This is a genomic window from Pantoea sp. GM_Pan_3 (assembly GCF_026541045.1).
GTDB classification, from domain to species: Bacteria; Pseudomonadota; Gammaproteobacteria; order Enterobacterales; family Enterobacteriaceae; genus Pantoea; species Pantoea anthophila.
On the sequence record NZ_JALNVA010000001.1, the window covers coordinates 258,567 to 277,841 of the forward strand.

General features: G+C 48.3%; 15 protein-coding genes. All 15 read left to right on the forward strand.

Features of this window, described 5'->3' with window-relative positions; genetic code table 11:
• The first annotated feature begins 12 nt into the window (after positions 1 to 12).
• Complete coding sequence (locus tag OXR04_RS01045; RefSeq protein WP_009089262.1) at positions 13 to 1,047, forward strand: glycosyltransferase; 1,035 nt, start codon at positions 13 to 15, stop codon at positions 1,045 to 1,047.
• Between the two features lie 82 nt (positions 1,048 to 1,129).
• A complete protein-coding gene (locus OXR04_RS01050) occupies positions 1,130 to 3,346 on the forward strand; it encodes a phage tailspike protein (RefSeq protein ID WP_267371591.1) in 2,217 nt (738 codons plus the stop codon).
• Between the two features lie 157 nt (positions 3,347 to 3,503).
• Complete coding sequence (wcaK, locus tag OXR04_RS01055; protein ID WP_033736181.1) at positions 3,504 to 4,766, forward strand: colanic acid biosynthesis pyruvyl transferase WcaK; 1,263 nt, start codon at positions 3,504 to 3,506, stop codon at positions 4,764 to 4,766.
• Between the two features lie 4 nt (positions 4,767 to 4,770).
• On the forward strand, positions 4,771 to 5,994 hold the full coding sequence (locus tag OXR04_RS01060; RefSeq protein WP_267371587.1) for a glycosyltransferase: 1,224 nt from the start codon (positions 4,771 to 4,773) through the stop codon (positions 5,992 to 5,994).
• Entirely contained in the window at positions 5,991 to 7,331 is a 1,341-nt protein-coding gene (locus OXR04_RS01065; RefSeq protein WP_009089269.1) for a lipopolysaccharide biosynthesis protein, read from the forward strand. Before OXR04_RS01060 ends, OXR04_RS01065 begins: the two co-directional genes overlap by 4 nt.
• Before the next feature lie 279 nt (positions 7,332 to 7,610).
• Positions 7,611 to 8,513 carry a UTP--glucose-1-phosphate uridylyltransferase GalF gene (galF, locus tag OXR04_RS01070; RefSeq protein ID WP_140029032.1) on the forward strand — a complete coding sequence of 301 codons (903 nt, stop codon included), beginning with the start codon at positions 7,611 to 7,613 and terminating at the stop codon, positions 8,511 to 8,513.
• Between the two features lie 42 nt (positions 8,514 to 8,555).
• Positions 8,556 to 9,569: a UDP-glucose 4-epimerase GalE gene (gene galE / locus OXR04_RS01075; RefSeq protein ID WP_140029031.1), complete on the forward strand. Its 1,014-nt coding sequence runs from the start codon at positions 8,556 to 8,558 to the stop codon at positions 9,567 to 9,569.
• Between the two features lie 305 nt (positions 9,570 to 9,874).
• Positions 9,875 to 10,642: an ABC transporter permease gene (locus OXR04_RS01080; RefSeq protein WP_140029030.1), complete on the forward strand. Its 768-nt coding sequence runs from the start codon at positions 9,875 to 9,877 to the stop codon at positions 10,640 to 10,642.
• Positions 10,642 to 11,379 carry an ABC transporter ATP-binding protein gene (locus tag OXR04_RS01085; RefSeq protein ID WP_140029029.1) on the forward strand — a complete coding sequence of 246 codons (738 nt, stop codon included), beginning with the start codon at positions 10,642 to 10,644 and terminating at the stop codon, positions 11,377 to 11,379. Before OXR04_RS01080 ends, OXR04_RS01085 begins: the two co-directional genes overlap by 1 nt.
• An 11-nt stretch (positions 11,380 to 11,390) precedes the next feature.
• Complete coding sequence (locus OXR04_RS01090; RefSeq protein ID WP_267371576.1) at positions 11,391 to 13,295, forward strand: DUF4422 domain-containing protein; 1,905 nt, start codon at positions 11,391 to 11,393, stop codon at positions 13,293 to 13,295.
• A complete protein-coding gene (gene glf, locus OXR04_RS01095; RefSeq protein ID WP_140029027.1) occupies positions 13,295 to 14,449 on the forward strand; it encodes a UDP-galactopyranose mutase in 1,155 nt (384 codons plus the stop codon). The genes OXR04_RS01090 and glf overlap by 1 nt, the downstream gene beginning before the upstream one ends.
• Positions 14,446 to 15,348 (forward strand): glycosyltransferase, encoded by a 903-nt coding sequence (locus OXR04_RS01100; protein WP_140029026.1) that lies wholly within the window; start codon positions 14,446 to 14,448, stop codon positions 15,346 to 15,348. The genes glf and OXR04_RS01100 overlap by 4 nt, the downstream gene beginning before the upstream one ends.
• A complete protein-coding gene (locus OXR04_RS01105) occupies positions 15,348 to 16,472 on the forward strand; it encodes a glycosyltransferase family 4 protein (protein WP_140029025.1) in 1,125 nt (374 codons plus the stop codon). The genes OXR04_RS01100 and OXR04_RS01105 overlap by 1 nt, the downstream gene beginning before the upstream one ends.
• Before the next feature lie 16 nt (positions 16,473 to 16,488).
• Entirely contained in the window at positions 16,489 to 17,703 is a 1,215-nt protein-coding gene (locus OXR04_RS01110; RefSeq protein ID WP_181161919.1) for a hypothetical protein, read from the forward strand.
• Positions 17,704 to 17,856: 153 nt separating this feature from the next.
• On the forward strand, positions 17,857 to 19,266 hold the full coding sequence (gene gndA / locus OXR04_RS01115; protein WP_009089298.1) for an NADP-dependent phosphogluconate dehydrogenase: 1,410 nt from the start codon (positions 17,857 to 17,859) through the stop codon (positions 19,264 to 19,266).
• Positions 19,267 to 19,275: the final 9 nt, after the last annotated feature.

Consider the following 19,275-nt stretch of genomic DNA (forward strand, 5'->3'; position numbering starts at 1 on the left):
GGATAGCGTTTCATGAAAAAAATTGTCCTGGTGATCAAAGATGCTTACTCCTATGCGGGCACCGAGAACATCTGTAACTTCATGTCAGAATGTCTTGGCGAAACGCATGACGTCACCATCTACTCGCTGGAAGGCAGCGGAAAAACCTTCTACCCGTTTGAGCATGTCAAAGAGATTGTCAGCTTTGAAGGGCAGAGTAACCCCATCAAAAGCGCGGTTGCCCGAATCCATGAAGAGGGTTTCGACACCGTCTTCCTGATCAGCATGGGCCGCCTCAGCGTAATGTTCGCCTTCTGGAATCTGCTGCTGATGAAGAAGAAGCGTGGCAAAGCCTACGCCTGCGAACACATCGCCATTAACTCCTTCAGCAAACCGATTAAGTTCCTCAAGTTCCTGCTGCTGCGCTACTACGACCGCGTGATTGTTCTGACCGACAAAGATCATCAGGTGTTCAGCCGCTGGCGCATTCCCAGCATGCAAATCCCCAATCCGGTGGTTTACAAAGGCTATCAGCGCCAGACCCGCTCCCGTCAGGCGCTGGCCGTCGGACGTCTGGATAACCAGAAGGGGTTTGACCTGATGCTGGATATCTGGCGTGACTTTGCCAGAAAACACCCGGACTGGACGCTGGTGATTGCCGGTGATGGTGAACTGCGTCAGCAGCTGCACGATCAGGCGGCAGTGCTGGGGATCACGGACAGCGTGAAGTTTGTCGGCAAGGTCAGCAACATCAATGACTACTATCGCGACAGCGACATGGCGCTGATGACCTCCCGCTATGAAGGATTACCGCTGGTGCTGCTCGAAGCCAAATCCTGGTCACTGCCGGTCGTTGCCTACGACTGCCCGACCGGGCCTCAGGAGATCATCAACCACGGCGAAGATGGTTTCCTGGTGCCCATGAATGACAAAGCCACGTTTCTGGCGCGAATGGAGCAGCTGGCGACAGATGATGCGCTGCTCTATGCCATGAGCGAAAAAACGAAACAGACTGCGCTGAAATTCGACGGTAATCAGATCAAAAAAAGCTGGCTGTCATTGGTTTAACCGGAGCTGGAAACGCTCACTTGCGACGTGCCTCAGGGACACCGCCATGGCCAATGGCCTTATTGACTACGGGAATTGATGCATGAAAAGAAGAGAAGTGTTACAGACCGCCGCCTCCGCTCTGGTGGGGGCTCTCTCCGTGAGCACCTTTTCCAGCTACGCTGCTAAAAGTAACGGCATTGCCCTGAAACCGGTTGATGCCACCGCCGTGCCGAAAGGAGACGTGCCGATCCTGACGCCGGAAAATGTCTACGCGATGCCACCGCAGTTCTGGCAGAGCTTTGAGGGTAAGCTCTGGATTGGTAAAGCCGGTGTGGATGCCAGCAAGCCTGGCAACCAGATTCCGGTCTTCCTGCGTGACGCCAGCGGTAAGGTCTCCGAGATTGCTCAGCCTATCGCGCTGAACAAGGGCAACTTTGCGCAGTTTATTCAGGATAATGCTGCGCTGATTGCCGATCCTTCGCATTCGATGACGGTAGAAGATAATAACGGGCAGACCCTGTTTAACATCGCGGATGTCAGTCGCCCGGGCGCCGCTGATTTCAGTCAGCGCCTGTCTCAGCCGGCGGGTTATCAGCTGATTGGCGAGATCCCGTCCGTGGCGGAGTTACGCAAGACCCGTCCGCTGTTTGAAGGGGCCAAGATCAAACTCAAAAGCTGGCACGAGGGACGGGAAGTGGGCGGCGGCGAGTTCGTCGGCAGCTTCCAGCCCGCGCAGAATGATGGCGGCGTCAACTTTGCCGGTGAAGGCTTTCACTGGCGTCGTGTAGTAGACGATTTCAACCGCCTGACGCTGTTTGATTTCGGTGCGATCGCCGATGGGAAAACCGATACGGCACCCGCCATTATGGCGATGTTCCAGTGGTCGCAGCAGGCGAACCAGCAGATCTGCGTTCAGTTCCCGGCCGGAACCTTTATGGTCTCCGCCTGCAACCTGGGCGACAAGTATCTCAACTTCTTCCGCATGTCCGGTGCGATGGTCAACTTTGGTTACTTCCCGGCGACCACCCTCGTTTCCGATGGTAAGTCAGAGTTCGTCTTCCAGATGAATGCCCGCCGGGTCGAGCTTTCCAACCTGATCTTCAACGGCAACAGCGATAAGAGTCCGAACCAGCAGGGCTTTTTCCATAACATCTGTCCGGGCGGACAATATTTCCGGGGTGCCTGCCTGCGCTTTAACGCCGTCGGCGGTACCGCGATCAGCCTGCAGGATACCCTCGATTGTAAAATCGACCAGTGGTACGCCTCCCGCTGCAGCGGCGACGTCATCAAATCGGGCTGGTCAGGACAGAAGCAGGGCAAATGGGACCACAGCACCGCTATCGAGCTGTCGAACTTCAACGCGCAGTACTGCCGTGGGGGCAAAGTCCTCAACCTGCCGCGCTGCGGTCAGTCGATTATCCACAATGGCTGGATTGAGCACTGTGACAACCCGGGCGATCTCTCCAACGGTCAGTGGATCGTTGATGCGCTGAGCCTGGAGGATTGTAAGAACCCGCTGATCGCCCACAACACCCGTCTGAATATGCGCCAGACCAGCCTGCAGTCGGGCAGCTGGATCGATAACTCGATGCAGGGCGATCGTCTGCTCAGCATCTGGGAGATGGGGTCGACCCGCGTTGAATCTTACGGCGTCGCGCTGGATGGCAGCCTGAAATACAACTACATCACCTCGCGCTGGCGTCTGGAGAACAACACCAACCAGGAGACCTGGTTTGATCTCGGCAGCCTCTACTCACCCACGGTGGGCGACTCCTGGGAGATCGAAATCTTTGGTCAGGCGCAGTTCAGCAACGGCAGCGGCGACAAGCCCCTGATGAACCTGATCAGCGACAAAACCACCGGTGGCCGCGCCGTGATCCACGTGCAGCGCAAGAAAGACCTCTCTGAAGCGAGCTGGTCAGCCGAAGGCAGCAGCCCGGTCCTCGATGTGCGCTATGTCGCTGAACATGACACCGACGTTCGCCTCTTCGTCAAACTGGCGGGCTGGACGCCGTCGGCCGCCGTGCTGGTGAAAACCACCGGCAAGGATCGCTTTGTTACCGGTCGCTGCGCGCGCGTTAACGCGCGGATGGAGCCAGGCAATCCGCCGGCGGGCGATAAGACCAAACGCGCGCCGCAGCGCTTCAGTCTGCACAACGGCAAAGCGGGTGTCGGAGCCAACGAGCAGGGCGACCTGCTGATGGCGTCGCGTCCGCTCTCCGCTGACCAGGTCGATACCAGTAAGCCGGAAGGCTTTGTTTCCGTGGTCATCAACGGGAAACAGGTTGCCCTGCCTTACTTTGCCATTAAGTCATAACCCTTGCATGACGGCCGCCACAACGGAGGCGGCCGGTTTTAACAGGAGCGGTACCTTTGGGTGCGTTATCCCGTAAGCATTATTTTGAACAGAGCTCATTTTGCCCATGACGGATCCGGGCGGCTTACAGAATTAAAAAAATTTATTCGGAGTTGTTATGAAAATTTTATTGGTGGGTAACCATACGTGTGGGAATCGTGGGGATGGCGCGATTCTTCGTGGACTGATTGATTCTATGAAGTCTGCACGCAGTGATTTAGACATTGATGTGATTAGCCGTTATCCAACCAGCTCCGGTTATCTGCTCCAGCAGGATATTCAGCAGGATGCGCTGTTTCTGCACAACAGCAAGTCAGGCAAAGGTCTGGTCGGTTCGTTTAAGCGTAAAGTCGCGAACCGTCTGATGCCCGACATCATGATGGCGCACCTGGGCAAGGGCGGCGTATTTAAGTCGTTTGCCGTGCCACCGCACCTCAAAGCCTTTACCGAAAGCCTGGCGAAATATGACGCCATTATTCAGGTTGGCGGGTCATTCTTCGTCGATCTCTATGGCGTCACCCAGTTTGACCACGCGCTCTGTGCGCTGATGGCGAAAAAGCCTATTTACCTGATTGGTCACTCGGTGGGTCCGTTCCAGAACCCGCGCGTCAATGCGCTGGCGAACTTTGTTTTTGACCGCGTTAACAGCCTGGTTCTGCGTGAGTCGGTCAGCCTCGATCTGATGAAACGTGATGGCGTGACCAGCTCGAAAGTCGCGGCCGGCGTCGACACCGCATTCCTGGTGCGCGCGCGGGAAGTGGAAAATCCGAGCCATAACCTGCTTCACTGGCAGGGGATTATCAGCAGCCGTAAAACCATCGCCATCACCGTGCGCGAACTGGCGCCGTTTGATAAACGTCTGGGCGTCACACAGAAAGAGTATGAAGCAGCCTTTGGTCGGGTGATCAATGCGATGATCGCAGAAGGCTACCAGGTCGTGGCGTTCTCCACCTGTACCGGCATCGACAGCTATGCCAAAGATGACCGCATGGTGGCGCTGACCCTGCGCGATCACGTGGAGCAGCCTGAGCATTACCATGTCATCATGGATGAGTTTAATGACCTGGAGCTGGGCATCCTGCTGAGCCACTGCCATCTGACCATTGGTACCCGCCTGCACTCGGCGATTATCTCCATGAACTTTGGCACCCCGGCCGTGGCGATCAACTATGAGCACAAGTCGATGGGTGTGATGAACCAGCTGGGTCTGCCGCAGATGGCAACCGATGTGAAAAGCCTGATGGATGGCTCGCTGATCGACAAGGTGAAGAGTGTGCTTGCCGACTACGACAACATTAAGCTGAAGGTCAATACGGCCGTTGCGAATGAAAGGGAAATTGGCAACCGGATCACTGAAGAGATTCTCAAAGTATTAGGGTAATGTGATGAAACTGACTTTTTTCACCATGCGTTTCCCGGTTGCCTCTGAGACATTCGTTCTGAATCAGGTAACCCATTTTATTGATGCCGGTTACGAGGTGGAGATTATTTCAGTCTTTCCCGGCGATTTAGTGAACCGGCACGCCGCGTTTGATGAGTATGGTCTGGCGGCGAAGACGCATTATCTGCTGCCGGAAGAGAAGATCTCGATTGTCGATAAGCTCAACCAGCGCATCAGGCTGGTGCTGCCGAACGTGACCAAACCGTCGCTGCTGCGTTCGCTGAACATGCGTCGATATGGCGCGCAGTCCAGCAAGCTGCTGCTGCCGTCGATCGTGGCTAATGCGAAGCAGACGTTCACCGCGGATGTTTTCCTGGTGCATTTCGGCTATGCCGGTGCGCTGGCGAATAAGCTGCGTGAGCTGGGCGTAATGAAGGGCAAGCAGGCGACCGTGTTCCACGGCGCCGATATTTCCCGTCGTCACATTCTGGAAGAGCACAAGCTCGACTACGTCAACCTGTTCCGCCAGAGCGAACTGATGCTGCCAATCAGCCACCTGTGGGAAAACAAGCTGATTGAGATGGGCTGCCCGCCGGAAAAAATTCATGTGACACGCATGGGGATTGAGCCAGAGAAGTTTAACTTCCAGCCGCGGCAGGCATTTCACAAGCCGCTGCGTATCGTCTCGGTGGCGCGTCTGACCGAGAAGAAAGGACTGGATGTGGCGGTGAAAGCCAGCGCCATCCTGAAGCAGCGGGGCGGTCAGTTCCAGTACACCATCATCGGCAATGGCGATCAGGATGAGATGATGCGTGATTTCATCGCCCGCGAGGGGATGGAAGATTGCGTCAGTATGCCGGGCTTCAAACCGCAGGAGGAGATCCGTCGCGCGCTGAGCGAAGCGGACATCTTCCTGCTGCCCTCCAAAACTGCCGCCGATGGCGACATGGAAGGGATTCCGGTTGCGCTGATGGAGGCGATGGCGGTCGGCCTGCCGGTGGTCTCCACCTTCCACAGCGGTATTCCCGAACTGATTGAGAACAACGTCTCCGGCTGGCTGGTGGAAGAGGACGATCCCGAGGCGCTGGCAGAGACGCTGCTTAAGCTCTCTGAGGGCGAAGTGGATGTGGCCCCGGTGGTCGCTGCTGCGCGGCATAAAGTTGAGACGGAGTTCAATCAGCATATCGCCTATGGCGAACTGGCACAGATTCTGGAGCGACTGGCGTGAGTGGATTTAAGTCACAGGCGATTTGGCTGTTTGGCAGCACCTGCTTTTCTGCGGTGCTGCAGGTTGCACAGCTGAGCTTTCTCGCCCGCAAACTGGAAACCCACGAGCTGGGACTGCTGGCCATCATCAACGCCATTCTGGCGGTGGCGGGTGTCCTGCAGGATATGGGGATGAGCAGTTATCTGGTGCATCGCCAGAACATCACCCGCCGTGAGCAGAGCACCATCTACTGGGTTAACGTATCACTCAGTCTCTGCACCGGCCTGATCATGCTGCTGATCGCTTTCCCGGTGGCCTGGTTCTATCACCTGCCGGAGCTGACGGGGCTGATCATGCTGACCAGTCTCAACTTCCTCGTGCTGGGACACCTGTCGCAGTATCAGGCGCACTACATCAAGACCAAGCGGATGGTGTCGCTGGCGAAGATTGAGATGGGCACCAAGCTGTTTGCCTTCCTCTGTGTGGTGGCAATGCTGGAGTTCACTTCACTGACCGTAGCGGCAGCGATTCTCGGCCTGTTTATCAACGCCTTTACCCGTATCCTCTGCATGATTGCACTGGGGGAGAAGTCATGGCGCCCGACGTGGGAGTTCGACAAAGCGACCTTCTTCGGGGCGATTCGCTACGGCAGCTACCAGCTTGGCTCCCAGACCATTAACCAGCTGCGCACCCAGGCGGATGCGCTGGTGGTCGGTAAGGTGATGGGCGCAGAGATGCTGGGTGTCTACTCGCTGGCGAAAGAGCTGGTGCTGCAACCGCTGAAACTGGTGACGCCGGTCATCAACCGTCTGGCGCTGCCGCGCTTTGCTGAGAAGCAGCACGATGCCGAGCAGCTGAAAAAGCTGTTCCTCAAGGGCACGCTGGGGATCATGCTGTTCAGCAGCGCGATGTACTTGGTCATTGGCATCTTCTCGCCGGTGATCGTCCGTATACTCTATGGCGCGTCACACGAGCAGGTTTATCATCTGATCCCGCTGATGCTGCTGTTCGGTATGCTGCGGCCGATGGGGGGACTGACCGGTGCCATTTCGCAGGCTAACGGACGCACCAACGTCGAGTTCTACTGGAACATTGTGGCGAGTATCGTGGTGCTGGGCGTGCTGGCGACCACCTTTATCTGGCCTAACGTGCTCTATGTGGCGCTGACACTCTCCATCTCGCAGATCCTGATCTCGGCTCTGGCCCACCCGTTCTTTATCAAGCCGGTGATTGGCATTCGCTTTATGCCCTATGCCCGGCAGTGGGTGGCGGTGTCGGTGGTCTTTGTCGGCCTGATGGTGCTGGTGAACCACTTCAATCTCTTCATCATGCCGGAGTGGTTTGAAGGCTGGCTCTGATCGCGAAACACTTTTATCAACGGGCAGTCTCAGGGCAGCCCGTTTTTCATTTATAGCTGGTCTCAGCCGTTGGAAAAAGCGGGGCGACAATCGCCAGGCTCCGGTTCGTTTACTGATTGTCTTTGTTCAGTTTATGGGGCGGCTGGCAATGGGCAAAATGCCGAATTTCCATGTTATGACAGAGAGTTACTGTTAGATTTTCAGATAAAGATTATACTTGCACTTCTGGCCGATCCTGCATAATCGACCCACATCTTCATTTTATTAAACGGAATAAATATGACCAAGCTTAAAGCAGTAATCCCGGTTGCGGGCCTCGGTATGCATATGCTCCCTGCGACTAAAGCCATTCCGAAAGAGATGCTGCCTGTCGTCGACAAACCGATGATCCAGTACATCGTTGACGAATGTGTTGCCGCAGGTATTAAAGAGATCGTGCTGGTCACGCATGCATCGAAAAATGCGGTCGAGAACCACTTCGATACCACTTATGAGCTGGAAGCGCTGCTGGAAGCGCGTGTGAAGCGTCAGCTGCTGAGCGAAGTGCAGTCCATCTGCCCGCCAGGCGTAACTATTATGAACGTGCGTCAGGCACAGCCGCTGGGTCTGGGCCACTCGATTCTCTGCGCCCGTCCGATGATCGGTGATAATCCGTTTGTCGTGGTGCTGCCGGACGTGCTGCTGGATGATTCCACTGCTGACCACCTGCGTTATAATCTCGCCGCGATGGTTGCCCGTTTTGAAGAGACCGGCCACAGTCAGGTTCTGGCACAGCATATGCCTGCCTCCGACCTCTCTGAGTACTCGGTGATCACCACTGAAGAGCCGATCAACAACCCAGGCGATATCAGCCGTATCACTGACTTTGTTGAGAAGCCAGAGCATCCGGCTGAGCAGGGCTCTGACCTGGCTGCGGTAGGACGCTATGTGCTTTCTGCTGACATCTGGGCTGAACTGGAGCGCACTGAACCTGGCGCCTGGGGCCGTATCCAGCTGACCGATGCGATCGCCAGCCTGAGCAAAAACAAACCTGTTGATGTTTCACTGCTGACCGGCCACAGCTTCGACTGCGGTCGTAAACTGGGTTACATGCAGGCGTTCGTCTCTTACGGACTGCGTAACAACGCCCAGGGCCGCGATTTCCGCGAAGCGATTCAGAACATCCTGGCAAAACAACAGTAATTATTTTGCCGCGCACTGCGCGGCAGCTTACAAGGAGTGCACATGGCTATTTTGGTAACGGGCGGGGCTGGCTATATCGGTTCCCATACCGTACTGGCGCTGCTGCAGCGCGGTGATGATGTAGTGGTGCTGGATAACCTCTGCAATGCCTCACGCGAAGCGATCTACCGCGTTGAAAAGCTGGCGGGGAAGAAAGCGACCTTCGTCGAAGGCGACATCCGTGACCGCGCCTGCCTGCGCGACCTGTTTGCCTCAAACAGCATTTCCGCCGTCATTCACTTCGCCGCGCTGAAAGCGGTCGGTGAGTCGACGCGTATGCCCCTGGAGTACTACGAGAACAACGTCGCGGGTACGGTAGTGCTGCTGGAAGAGATGCGTAACGCGGGCGTGTGGAACTTCATCTTCAGTTCATCGGCCACCGTTTACGGCGCGGATGCACCGGTTCCCTATGTGGAAACGACCCCGATTGGCGGCACCACCAGTCCTTACGGCACTTCTAAGCTGATGATCGAGTTCGTCATGCGCGACTTTGCTAAGGCAGAGCCGAAGTTTAAGGCGATTGCGCTGCGCTACTTCAACCCGGTTGGCGCGCATGAGTCAGGCGAAATCGGCGAAGACCCGACCGGCATCCCGAATAACCTGCTGCCTTACATCGCACAGGTCGCGATTGGTCGTCTGGAGAAGCTGGGTGTGTTTGGCGGTGACTACGATACGCCAGACGGCACCTGCCTGCGTGACTACATCCATGTGGTCGACCTGGCTGAAGGACACCTGAAGGCGCTGGACCATCTGAGCAAAGTTGAGGGCTACACCGCCTTTAACCTCGGCGGCGGCAAAGGCTTCTCGGTTCTGGAGATGATCAAGGCGTTTGAGCAGGCCTCCGGCAAAGCGATTCCGTTTGAAATCAAACCGCGTCGTGACGGCGACCTGCCTGCCTTCTGGGCGGATGCGTCCCTGGCGAACCGTGAGCTCGACTGGCGCGTAACACGTGGCATCGATGAGATGATGCACGATACGTGGAACTGGCAGAGTAAAAACCCGGATGGGTTTAAATAAAATGTTGAAATAGTTGAAAAAGCCTGTCTATGGACAGGCTTTTTTACGTTATGAAACATGTAAACCTGCAGGCTTTGAACTGTCTCAGGAAGATGATAATATCGCAGGTTTAATATCAGACTTTTTTTCATAAAAGGGTAGATTAACAAAATCTAATAAGCTCCTCTGTAATATTGAGAAACAATTCTAAAATCTGGCCTGTTAAATAGTCTTGTGGTAGCTGTCAAGCCAGGGGCGGTAGCGTGGTTTGTGCATCTGGTGAACATAAATTAAACATTTTTAAAGTTGAAAACAGAGCGTAATTTATGAAGTATAGTTTAGGTTATCTCATTGATTTGGTAACAGTTATCACTGAGAAAGAGCTTAAGGTTCGTTACAAAAGTAGTTTCTTAGGTTATTTATGGTCAATAGCAAATCCTTTGCTTTTTGCGATGATTTATTACTTCATCTTCAAGCTTATCATGCGTGTTCAGATTCCAAACTACACGATTTTCATTATTACCGGATTATTCCCATGGCAATGGTTTGCAAGTACCACCTCTAACTCCCTCTTCTCATTCATTGCAAATGCTCAAATAATCAAAAAAACGGTATTCCCTCGATCGGTTATTCCTTTTAGTAATGTTATGATGGAATGTCTGCACTTTTTATGTACGATCCCCGTTATCATTGTTTTCTTATTTATATATGATATGACTCCGCATTGGAACTGGATATATGGCATTCCATTAATAGGTGTTGCGCAATTGTTGTTTTCATATGGAATAGCGCTATTTCTTTCAACACTGAATCTTTTTTTTAGGGACTTAGAAAGATTTGTAACACTCGGAATTATGCTGCTTTTCTACTGTACTCCCATACTTTATGCAGGAGACATGATTCCGGCTAATTACCAATGGCTTGTGGAATATAACCCTTTAGCGGATATGGTATTGAGTTGGAGAGAACTGTTTATGAACGGTAATGTTGACTATGAAAAAATACTTTCTTTATATGGTATGGGAATAGTCACTATCGTTGTTGGTTCCTGGGTATTCAATAAATTAAAATTTCGGTTTGCAGAGATCTTATAATGGAACTGGCAATAGAATTTACATCTGTAACAAAGCGCTATCCTTTGTATCATCATATTGGTTCTGGAATCAAAGAGCTGATTTTTAATCCTAAGCGTGCATTAACGCTCCTTTCTGGCAGGAGTTATCTGGCAATAGAAGATATAACTTTTACTGTTGAGAAAGGGGAGTCCGTAGCACTTATTGGCCGCAATGGAGCTGGTAAGAGTACTTCGCTCGGGCTGGTAGCTGGTGTAATTAAACCTACTACCGGGACTGTTAGAACCAATGGTAGGGTTGCCTCAATGCTGGAATTGGGCGGAGGTTTCCATCCAGAGCTAACCGGGCGGGAAAATATTCGACTCAATGCAACTTTACTAGGGTTGCGACGTAAACAATTGAATGAACGAATTGATAAAATAATAGAGTTTTCTGAATTGGGCGAGTTTATTGATGAGCCAATACGTGTTTATTCAAGCGGGATGCTTGCCAAATTAGGCTTTTCTGTCATCACGCAAGTAGATCCTGATATCCTTATTATTGATGAGGTGCTAGCTGTTGGGGACTATGCATTTCAAAAAAAATGTATAGAAACTATAAATGATTTCAAATCTAAAGGCGTGACGATCTTATTTGTAAGTCATAACCTTAGCGATATTGAGAAGATTTGTGATCGTGTCATTTGGATTGAAAATCACCGATTAAAAGCCAGCGGCAGCGCAGAGAATGTTTTAAAACAATATCAATCTTCAATGTAAGGAAACATCGAATGAGTATTCGCAAAGATAAAGTTAAACTTTATACAAGTCATCATAAACCAAGCGCATTTCTCTCATCTTCCGTAATCAAACCCATACATGTTGGCAAGGCTAATAGCTATAATGATATTTGCTGTGATGGCGACGATTCGGGCGAAAATATTTCAATCAAAAATCCATTTTATTGTGAGTTGACTGCTCAATACTGGGTTTGGAAGAATGATCTATCTTCTGAATATGTTGGTTTTATGCACTATAGACGCCACCTGAATTTTTCGGATAAACAGGATTATCCTGAAGACGTGTGGGGCGTAGTTAATGACGAAATTATATCTGAAGAATACGAAGTAAAATTCGGTCTGAACGAAGAGTCGATAATTAATGCTATTGCTGATAATGATATCTTATTGCCTAAGAAATGGAGTGTCAGACAGGCAGGAAGTAAAAATAACTATGAGCATTATAAAATTTCACAGCATCTGCATATCGAGGACTATCAGTCAGCGATAGACAGTTTGTTATACCTGTACCCTGAATATGCTGCGGCAGTTAAGGTTTTTAATAGTGACCATGATGGCTACTATACTAATATGTTTGTTATGAAATCTGAGCTTTTTGCCGAATACTCGGAATGGCTGTTTAGCATATTCAACGATCTCGAAAATAATTTCTCGATGAGAAATTACAACGGTCAGGAAAAGCGCGTCATTGGACATATTTCCGAACGTCTTTTCAACATTTTTCTGATTCACAAAGAAAAAGTGTCTGGCCTGAAAAAGAAAGAGCTCCAGAGAACCTTTGTAAAAACCGAAACTTTTAACGGAAAGCTTGAACCTGCTTTTAGTCACAATAATATCCCTGTGGTAATCTGTTTCGATGATAATTATTCACTGAGCGGCGGGGCGCTAATCAATTCAATTATAAAGAACAGTAGTGAAAGTGATAATTACGATATTGTAATCCTGGAAAACGGTGTTTCGCAAAGAAACAAATCTCGTTTTATCTCTCTTTTGAAAGGTCGTAACAACTTTTCACTACGATTCTTTGATGTAAATGCTTTCAGCGAAATGAAAAGCGTCTATACACGGGCTCACTTCAGTGCTGCTACTTATGCCAGACTGTTTATACCTTCTATATTCAGCGAATTTGAAAAAGTGCTTTTTATAGATGCTGATACCATCGTAGAAAGTGACGTCGCCGAACTGGTTCATACTGAAGTTGGAGACAACTTAATTGCTGCAGTCCGCGATATTGTCATGGAGGGCTTCGTTAAGTTCGGTGCCATTGCACACATTGACGAACCTGCCAACCTGACTGCTGGCCAGTATCTGGAGCAGATACTAGGGATGAAAGAAACCCAAAACTATTTCCAGGCTGGAATTATTCTTTTTAATATTTCACAAATGAGAAAAGAAAATACGTTTGCCAGTCTGATGACAGCGATGAAGGCGCGGAGATACTGGTTCCTCGATCAGGATATTATGAATAAGGTATTTTATGACCGTGTTCATTATCTTCCCGGTGAATGGAATGTGTATCATGGTAATGGAAATACCGATGACTTTTTCCCGAATTTGAAATTCGAAACCTACATGGGTTTTTTGAAATCACGAACGCAGCCTAAGATGATTCATTTCGCCGGGGAAAACAAACCGTGGGATGCGCCTCATGTAGATTTCTTCGATAATTTCATGTCTTATATCAATGGGACACCATGGCAAAAAGAAGTCTATGATCGATTGAATAAAAGCGGTTTTACAACTCAGTCTGCAACAGTTAATCAGCAGGTTCTGTTTCAGACCAAAGTTAAAAGAAAGATTATGCCTTATTTCAACAGATTTGCTCCGGTTGGAAGTAAGCGCAGGCAAATGATCGCTCGTAACTATTACAAAATCCGTCGTGTGGTTTTAGGTTAATTATGAAAAAGAACATTTTAATTGTTGGTGCTGGCTTCTCAGGTGCGGTGATTGGTCGTGAACTGGCAGAAGATGGACATAAAGTACGCATTATTGATGCACGTAACCACATAGCCGGTAACTGTTATAGCGAAAGAGATGCTAATACGGGTGTAATGGTTCATACTTATGGTCCTCATATTTTCCATACTGATAATGAAAAGGTCTGGGACTATATTAACGCTCACTGTGAAATGATGCCTTACATTAACCGTGTTAAGGCAACCGTGAATGGTAGCGTTTACTCTCTTCCTATCAACCTCCATACGATTAATCAGTTTTTTGGTAAAACCTGCAACCCGACGCAAGCCAAAGAGCTCATTGAATCAAAAGGTGATAAAAACATTACTGATCCTCAAACCTTCGAGGAACAGGCATTACGCTTTGTAGGTAAAGAGTTATATGAAGCTTTTTTTAAAGGCTATACCATTAAACAATGGGGAATGGAACCTAAAGAGTTGCCAGCTTCTATATTGAAAAGATTGCCTGTAAGATTCAACTATGATGATAACTATTTCAATCATAAGTTCCAGGGGATGCCGAAAGAGGGATATACCCCTATCGTTGAATCGATTCTCAACCATGAAAATATCACTGTTGAATTAAATACCCTTTTTGATCGTGATGAAAAAGAGAATTATGACCATATATTTTATAGTGGTCCGTTAGACGGGTATTTCGATTTCAAGTCAGGCCGTTTAGGTTACCGAACGTTAGACTTTAAGCGTTTTGAAGCTGAAGGTGATTACCAGGGCTGCGCGGTGATGAACTACGGGGAAGTCGATGTTCCCTATACGCGAATCACTGAGCACAAATACTTTGCGCCATGGGAACATCATGAGCAATCTGTATGCTACGAAGAATATAGCAGATCCTGCACTGAAAAGGACATTCCCTACTATCCAATCCGGCAGATGGGCGAAATGCAACTGCTGAATAAATATCTCGATGAAGCTGAAAAAGAAGAGAATATTACTTTCATAGGGCGCCTGGGCACTTATCGGTATCTGGATATGGATGTAACGATAAAAGAAGCTCTGGACGTAGTTGAAAAATACCGCGAGGCGCTGGACAAGGATCATAAGATGCCCGTTTTCTCGGTCAATCCCAGATGAAAATTGCCGCGTTAATCGTCACCTACAATCGTCTCGAAAAACTTAAAAAGTGTTGGGCTGCGGTAGAACCTTTGTCCTTTCATGAAATAGTTATAGTGGATAATGCATCAACAGATGCAACCTCTGACTGGTTAAACAGTCTGAACGACCCACGGCTAAAAATAATTTCAAGTGAAGTCAATGATGGCGGGGCTGGTGGCTTTTACAGAGGCTCTGAATGGATAGCATTGAACAGCACCCCGGATTGGGTGCTGTTTTTCGATGACGACGCCTATCCGGATTCAACTTTACTGGAAAAATTCGTTGCGAGTGACAGGCAAAACGCTCAGGCAATTGCAACCTGCGTTCTGGATACGCGTGGTGCGCGTTGTAAAATGAATATTCCGTGGAAGAAAATACCTAATACTGTTAGTGATTTACTACATTATTCTGGTAAAAATTCTGAATTCGAAGCTGTTGAATTCGTCTCTACAGAGATTCAGGCATTTTCATTTGTAGGTGTTTTCGTAGCGTTTGATACGCTTAAAGAGACATATAAGTTCATTAATAAATCACTTTTTATCTATTTCGATGATGTATTCTATTCATGGAAATTACATATCGAAGGTTGTAAGTTATTATATAATCCCGATCTGGTTTTTCATCACGATGTTGTTGAATCCAGTTCTGCTATGATGCCATGGAAAATTTACTATTTAGCACGCAATTTAATATCATCGCGTTATATCTTTCCTGACAAAAAACCATTTAGCGTTGTTTCTATCTTGATGCGGATAACGAAATATTATTTGATGGCTGTTAAGTCAGAAAGTAAGGTTAGTTACCTTACGTCTCTATCCAGAGGTGTGATTGATGGTTTGCTCTTTGCGACGAAAGGTCTTAAAAATGGCAGGCGTTAATGAAAAAGCTTTGTTTTTATATTAATTCTGATTGGTATTTCAATTTACATTGGAAAGAACGGGCGCTGGCCGCAAAAGAAGATGGATATGAAGTTCATGTAATCTGCAATTTCGAGAATCCAAAGATTTTCAGTGATTTCGAGTCGTCAGGTATCAAGCCCCATGACTCCAGGATGTCAGAGCAATCTCTCAATCCCATTATCATTATCAAAGATTTATTGCGGTCGCTTCGAATCCTCAAAAAAATCGATCCTGATATCTTGCACTGCATAACTATTAAACCATGTCTTGTTGGTGGTTTTTATGCAAAAGTATTCAGGAAGAAATTGGTGTTAAGCTTTGTTGGGTTGGGTCGTGTATTCTCCTCGAATGCAAAAAAATATAGAATACTAAAATATAATGTTTCAACTTTTTACCGTTGGGTTAGTAAAAAAAAGGATGTCTTCTTTATCTTTGAACACCAACTGGACCGCGATAAAATAATATCAATTACTGGAATCGATTCTGGTAAAACAATTGTTATCGATGGTGCCGGAATCGATACTGAGAAGTTTGAATATCTTAACGAACCCGATAATTCACCTCCAACCGTATTGTTTGCCAGTCGCCTTATCTGGAGTAAAGGTCTTTCTGATTTGGTTGAAGCCAGAAAAGTTCTCCTGCGAAAAGGCATACATTTTAACCTTGTTGTTGCAGGTATTACTGTCAAGAAAGACCCTGATGCTATTCCTGGTAATGTTATCAAGAAATGGTCTGATGACAAGGATATTATCTGGCTTGGTCAGCGCGATGATGTTAAAACGCTTATTGAAAGGGCAAACATCGTTGCTTTACCATCAGTTTATGCCGAGGGCGTGCCAAGGATTTTGATAGAAGCTGCGGCTGTTGGGCGTCCCTCAATCGCTTACGATATGGGGGGGTGTAGCAGTATTATTGTTAACAATAATACAGGTTTTATCGTCGATAAGGACATTGATGATCTCGTATATAAACTTGAAATGTTAATTACGAATAAACAACTTAGAGTTAATTTTGGAATCAATGCTCGGGCTTGGGTAATGTCGCGTTTTTGTTCAACGTATGTGATAAAGAAAACACTGGGGGTATACAATGAACTTGAGTGACAAAGGAGAGAGAGCAATGCCATCAAAAATCATTGTAGAAGTTCCTGTCTCCTGGATGAAAAACCCGGTCGATGGACACAAGCATAGATTTTTTATTACCAACCTGATCCTGGCTCTTACGGAAAGAAAAATTCCTCTTTATTTCAGAGAGGTGCCATTTGGTGCTGATGAGGCCCCCAGAAAGCCAGAAAAGGGAACGTTAACATTTTCTTATCACTCCTGGGGCAACGAACAGAACGTTGTAAGGATGAAAGAAGCGGCAGTTACTCCGTTGTTTTCAATGGATTTTAGCGGTTACTCCGGTTGGTCCGATATTTCGCTAAATTTTGATAAATATAAAGAAAGTATCAATAAGTTTGATGGAAATGAAGTTGAAAGGATTTTAAATGAATGGAAGTTAAAGTTTATTGAAAAAAACGAGTCAAAATATCCTCAGTCTGATGAAGCGTTGCCTGAAAATGTGAAAGGTTTTGTTTTCTATCCGATGCAGGTTCAAAATGATCCTGTAGCTGTTCACAGCAGTTATGATGGCGTGCAGTTACTACTGGATGCGGCCGATGTTGCCCGAAAAAAACAAATCTATTTATTCGTTAAACGACATCCTTTTTGCCAGTCTTTTGCTGTCGAAGAGACGATTACATTGCTGACGCAAAGTAATCCTTGGGTGATCAGAACCAATAGCAATATTCATCACTTAATCAGGGAATCCAGGTCAGTTATTACCATAAACTCAGGCGTTGGAATTGAAGCTTTAATTGATGGAGCCTCCGTTTTTTGTGCAGGTAAATGTGAATGGCAGCAGTGCTCAAACATAATCGATGATAAAAGTGATCTGGAAAAAGCTTTCTCTGATAATCCGGAAAAAATGAATTTTGACCAGCAAAAATTGCTTGCCTTCCTGTTAACCGATTACTGGATTGACCCCAATGTAATGTCTAAATTTGATGATGCTATAGATAAAGCATTAATCAGTTTTGATGCTGAGTATGGGGATACAACCCCCCCTTTAAATCCGTCAGACGTATTGTTACCTATCATACTGGACCTGCACGGCCGGCTTGAATATGAACAGCGCAAAGCTAAGCAATCTATCCTTGATACTTACGCAGCAATAGACCTTTACGAAAACCTTAAGAAAGAAAAGGAAAGCATCGCCTCTGAACTTAAACGTTACATTGAACGTGTCAGGGTCTGTGAAGAAGAATTAGAACAGCTTCGCAATAGAATATAAGTCCCACTTTGGAATTCGGACAAGAATACGTTCTGTTTTTTGTCTGTTAGTGCTTGATTTTACAAGCCGATGTAATTTTTGATTTGCATCATGTATTATGAAAATGTGCATTTTTGAATGATTATTAGTCTCAAAATCAGACAGGAGTATGTAATGTCCAAGCAACAAATCGGCGTTGTAGGTATGGCAGTGATGGGCCGCAACCTGGCTCTTAACATTGAGAGCCGCGGTTACACTGTTTCAATCTTCAACCGTTCACGCGAAAAGACTGATGAAGTCATCGCTGAGAACCCGGGCAAGAAACTTGCTCCTTTTTACACCGTTGAAGAGTTTGTCGAATCGCTGGAAAAACCTCGTCGTATCCTGCTGATGGTTCAGGCGGGTGAAGCGACCGATAAGACTATTGCCTCTCTGACTCCACACCTGGATAAAGGCGACATTCTGATTGATGGTGGTAACACCTTCTACAAAGATACTATCCGTCGTAACAAAGAGCTGTCTGACCAGGGCTTCAACTTCATCGGTACCGGTGTTTCCGGTGGGGAAGAGGGCGCACTGAAAGGCCCATCTATCATGCCTGGTGGCCAGAAAGAAGCGTATGAGCTGGTTGCGCCAATCCTGGATAAGATTGCAGCACGTGCGGAAGATGGCGAAGCCTGTGTGGCTTACATCGGTCCTAATGGCGCGGGTCACTATGTGAAGATGGTTCACAACGGCATCGAATATGGCGACATGCAGCTGATTGCTGAAGCTTACGCACTGCTGAAAGGTGCGCTGGGTCTTAGCAATGAAGAGCTGGCTGAAACCTTCACCGACTGGAACAACGGCGAGCTGAGCAGCTACCTGATCGACATCACCAAAGATATCTTCACCAAGAAAGATGAAGACGGTAAATACCTGGTTGATGTGATTCTGGATGAAGCAGCGAACAAAGGCACCGGTAAGTGGACCAGCCAGAGCTCGCTGGATCTGGGCGAACCTCTGTCCCTGATCACCGAATCTGTCTTCGCGCGTTATCTTTCTTCGCTGAAAACCCAGCGTGTCGCGGCGTCTAAAGTCCTGAGCGGACCACAGGCGCAGGCCTTCACCGGCGACAAAGCTGAGTTTATCGAGAAAGTTCGTCGTGCTCTTTACCTGGGTAAAATCGTCTCTTATGCGCAGGGCTTCTCACAGCTGCGTGCGGCATCAGAAGAGAACAACTGGGATCTGCACTACGGCGAAATCGCGAAGATTTTCCGTGCTGGCTGCATCATCCGTGCCCAGTTCCTGCAGAAGATCACTGATGCTTATGAAGCAGACGCGGGCATTGCTAACCTGCTGCTGGCGCCTTACTTCAAAGATATCGCGGATCAGTATCAGCAGGCGCTGCGTGATGTCGTTTCTTACGCCATCCAGAACGGTATCCCGACGCCGACCTTCTCGGCAGCGATTGCTTACTACGACAGCTATCGTTCAGAAGTCCTGCCTGCTAACCTGATTCAGGCGCAGCGTGACTACTTCGGTGCCCATACTTACAAGCGCATTGATAAAGACGGTGTGTTCCACACCGAGTGGTTAGATTAATCACTAAAA